This is a genomic window from Loigolactobacillus backii, assembly GCF_003946275.1.
GTDB lineage: Bacteria > Bacillota > Bacilli > Lactobacillales > Lactobacillaceae > Loigolactobacillus > Loigolactobacillus backii.
Genome location: NZ_RHNQ01000106.1, coordinates 1 through 4,268 on the forward strand (window position 1 = coordinate 1; position 4,268 = coordinate 4,268).

The 4,268-nt window shown below is 35.5% G+C and carries 4 protein-coding genes; 1 reads left to right on the plus strand and 3 read right to left on the minus strand.

Annotated elements, in window-relative coordinates; all coding sequences use genetic code 11:
- Nucleotides 1–196: 196 nt before the first annotated feature.
- The 3 genes from EKM61_RS11480 to EKM61_RS11490 all read right to left on the minus strand — a co-directional run bounded on the left by EKM61_RS11480 (nt 197) and on the right by EKM61_RS11490 (nt 3,170).
- The gene (locus EKM61_RS11480; protein ID WP_010492182.1) at nt 197–568 is read right to left on the minus strand and encodes a DUF488 domain-containing protein; all 372 of its coding nucleotides are present in this window, start codon (nt 566–568) and stop codon (nt 197–199) included.
- 32 nt (nt 569–600) lie between these two features.
- Nucleotides 601–1,812 (minus strand): NAD(P)/FAD-dependent oxidoreductase, encoded by a 1,212-nt coding sequence (locus tag EKM61_RS11485; protein WP_010492180.1) that lies wholly within the window; start codon nt 1,810–1,812, stop codon nt 601–603.
- A 182-nt stretch (nt 1,813–1,994) separates the two neighbouring features.
- Nucleotides 1,995–3,170, minus strand: coding sequence for an IS256 family transposase (locus EKM61_RS11490; protein WP_010492178.1), 1,176 nt, complete (start codon nt 3,168–3,170; stop codon nt 1,995–1,997).
- A 227-nt stretch (nt 3,171–3,397) separates the two neighbouring features.
- On the opposite strand from EKM61_RS11490, the gene EKM61_RS11495 reads away from it, so the two are divergent.
- Nucleotides 3,398–3,622 (plus strand): hypothetical protein, encoded by a 225-nt coding sequence (locus EKM61_RS11495; protein WP_068226429.1) that lies wholly within the window; start codon nt 3,398–3,400, stop codon nt 3,620–3,622.
- Nucleotides 3,623–4,268: the final 646 nt, after the last annotated feature.

Below are 4,268 nucleotides of genomic sequence, written 5' to 3' on the forward strand. Positions count from 1 at the left end.
ATCTTACTTTGATTAAATAAAGAATAAAAAATCAATCTATGAGAAAGATCTATTTACACAAAAGATTTGACAGTTTCTGATTTTTTGACGCTGATTAATGACTTTACTTATATTTTATGCTCTTAACTAAACAAGTCAATTAATGCTAAATAAAAAAGCCTGAATCAAGTGATCCAAGCTTTTTATCAGGTATAACTTATTCCAATTTTTGTTCTAACCATGCTTTTAAAACCACAGCTTGATTGTGTTGCTCGTTTTTAGCACCATAAATTAAAATTACATCTTCACTTTGTAAACAGAGACTAATAAAATCAAGCACCGCTGCACTTAATGGATTGGCGGCAATTTCAGCAAGATAGCGTTGCTTGAATTCAGGATAGCGCTCTTCTTGATGATTAAACCATTTCCTTAACTCAGAACTTGGCGCTAATTCTTTAAGCCACCATTGATAAGGTAAATCAGCTTTAGCGAGCCCCCGAGGCCACAAGCGATCCACTAAAATTTTATAACCAGATGCCCGTTTAACTGCTGCTTGATCATAAGCGCGAATTAATTTAATTTGTGGCATAACAACTTGAACCTCCTTTTAAAAATCACATTTTATAACGTGGATAATGGCTGATTAGTATCGGCAAACCGTTCTGAATCTAATGGTTGACGGCGTGACATTAATTCGGTAACGTCAGCACGCTCGTCATTACCATTAGCAAACAAAATAGCCAATGGTACTTGATTTTCATCAACATAAGCAATTGTAAACTTACCAGAATCAAGATTACCGCGGATAAAAGTTTGATCCCACTTAGTCGTATGACCTAAATATTCAAAGGTTTGATCATACTGATCTGTCCAAAAATATGGTAAGACATCATAAGGCTGACTTTGTGGCTGGATCAGATTAGCGGCAACATTTTTACCGTGACTTTGCGCATTTTCCCAATGTTCCACATGAATCTCTTCACCCTGGAACGGCCAAATAGTAGCATCGCCAACAGCGTAAACATCTTTCAGTGCTGTTTCGCCATATTCATTAACGACAATATTCTGCCCTAATTCCAAATGATCTGCTTTAATTGACGTGTTAGGAACTGCACCAACACCAACAACAACCATTTGTGCAGGAATTGTTGCACCCGTATCAGTTACCACCCCAGTGACTTGATGCTGTTGGTCATGCGTAAACGATTCAACACCACTACCTAAAACAAATTTGACGCCCTGTTCTTGATGCATCTTAACGAAATATTCTGAAGCCTGTGGACCAACTACACGTCCCAATGGATGTTGACCATGTTCAACAACTGTGACATTAAGGCCTAACTTTCTAAAGGAGCTAGCCAATTCTAAACTAATAAACCCAGCGCCAATTAAGACCACATCTTTAACTTGCTCGCTCCACTGCTTAATCTTGATCGCATCGTGATAACTTCTTAAGTAAAAAATTCCTTCAGCGTCATCATTAGGCAAGTGCAAATGACGTGACTCTGCACCCATAGCTAGAACAAGTTGACCATAAGTAATTTCTTGATGATCTGCTGTGACAACTTTCTTCTTCTCATCATGAACCGCCACAACTTCGGTATTTAATTGTAACTTAATCTCATTTTCAGCAAAGAACGATTCCGGTTTAAAAATAGGTGCATCTAACTTCTTGCCTGTCAGCCAATTTTTAGATAATTTATAACGATTATAAGGCAGTGCGTCTTCGCGATCAATTAAACAAATACTACCTGAAAAACCTTTAGTCCGTAATGCCTTCACCAAATAAAATCCGGCCGTTGAACCACCGACAACTACAATATCAAACTTCATAGGGATCCTCCTAATCTGAATTCGAATTATAACTTAAGTCTAATGCAAAAAGAATAACCACGCAAAATATCGGCTTGTTAGTCTAGCCGATTGACCAAATAAAAACACCATCCAAAAAGGACGAGAGCGTCAAGAAGTTTGTGTAAATAACAAGAAGACTTCTTCGTATCATTTTGTCTAGCTTAAAACATTGATTCTAAAGTATCTTGGCACTGCTTAAAGCCATTATGAGCTCTGCCGAAGTATTTCTCGTTGTACTCTAAGATAATTGTCGCAAGGAAACGGTCAAGTGCTGATTCATTTGGAAATTGTTCTTTGACTTTTGTCTTGCGCTTCAGCTTTTTATTGAATGATTCAATAATGTTCGTTGAGTAAATTGTTCTGCGAATACTCGGAGGAAATTCTAAGAAGGTTAGTAAATTAGACGTACTGGCTAAATTTCTAACCATTCGAGGATACTTTGACTCCCAATGATCGATAAAACGATTTAAAATTAGCTGGGCTTCATCACGTGTTTTTGCTCTGTGGAGTTCTTTGAACTCATTAACGACCTCTGCACGGTCGTTTACGCGAACTTTCTGCATGATATTCCGTGACATATGGATCAGACAGCGTTGAAATTTAGCTTGAGGATAATTGTGGTTAAGCGCTGAATCCAAGCCAACTAAGCCATCTGCGATGACTAACTGGACGTGTTTAATACCACGACTGACTAAACCAGTTAGTAATTCGGACCAAACTTCTGAATTTTCCGTTGGTGCAATACAGTAATCTAAAATTTCTTTATGACCATCTGCTTTAATACCTAAAGCGACATAAACCGACTCTTTTTGAACCGTATCACGACGTAAGGGCACATAAGTTGCATCAAGGAAAAGACAGACGTAGTCTGTCGAACTAAACCGCCGCTGATGATAAGCAGTCACTTGATCCTCAACAATGGCTGTAATGTTGGAAATCGTAGTGGGTGAATAATGAGTTCCATACATCTTTTCGATTAAGTCAGCTATTTCTCGAGTTGTAATTCCTTTTTCGTATAACTGTATAATCGTCGTTTCCAGTGCATCTACTCTTCGAGAATAAGGTGGGATTAAGTTAGCCTTAAACTCGCCCTTGCGATCACGTGGGACACAGATACTCAGCTTTCCATACTCTGAATCAATTTGACGAAAATATTGGCCATTTCGAGAGTTACCAGAGTTGAAACCTTGACGATCATAAGGATCGTAGCCTAGAACAGAAGTTAACTCGGCTTGAAGTAACGTATTTAATGTATCCTGCAGTTGTTTTCTAAAAACTTCTTTTAAATCACCATGAGATAGTAGTACATTTGCCAATTCTTTGTTAAACTGATTCATAGGGGAAGACCTCCGTTGATTTGGTTTAGACGCTTATAATCATACGGGGAAGGTCTTCCTTTTTTCAATACTCATTTACACAAAATATTTTACACTCTCATTTGGGATTTTCATTTAATGGCAAATCAGTTTTTTTGCGTCCTAAAACTATATATAAATTCCATTATCGTGGTAAGCATGCAATTCATTTGCTAGTTAGGAATATGAAGGAAAGAAGGATTGCAAAAGTGCCTTCTGATAATTCATATAAAGCTTTAAAAATAAGGTATCTTGATAGTAAAAGATTTTTTAGAAAAGAAAAAGTATCTAAGAGATTAGATAAAATTAGAGAGGAATATAAGAAAGGTATAGGCCTAAGAGGAAGAAGAAAAACGACCATTATGTATCTATTGAACAAACCTATAAATAAGAAAAACGACCATTATGTATCTATTGAACAAACCTATAAATAAGAAAAACATGTTATCCTATGCGTATAGATCTCAGAAATTATTATCTGCTAAAATACCTGAATGTAGTGATCTTTACAATGTCTGCATTAAAAAAAAGGTAGTAAAAGAAATAGGTACCTTTCAGCAAGAATTTGGATGTTTACGTAAAAAAAGTTAATAAGGATGAATCAGACATAATATTGAAATATTTTTATATAAAGGGACCTTGATATTTATATAAAATTCTATTAATTATGAACGAAAGATATGAATAATTGAATTTCAAAATATAATTAACATAAACTGAAAAAAATGCTTTTATTATCTAATCTATTAGTTGTTTTGAAAAATTAATAATATCTCGTTTGAGCAAAGCGAAATCTAATACAAATGTTTGGGATAAGAACATAGAATTTATTCTATGTGTAAGTGCGTATTGACCTCGTTTCACTCCGTCTTCTGATTCTCTTAACTTTAATTTAGTGTATGCCTTCCGCTTCGCTATTTCAAATTTTATACTTTGACTTAACGTTCTCCGTATGATATAGTGTCGGTGATTATTTCTAATATGATTGGCGGGATCGTTATGGCTCAAAGTAACTTAGAAAAACAAGAAGCTAAATTAAAAGCCCTTAATCAAAAAATTAAGGACGAAAAAAATAAGATT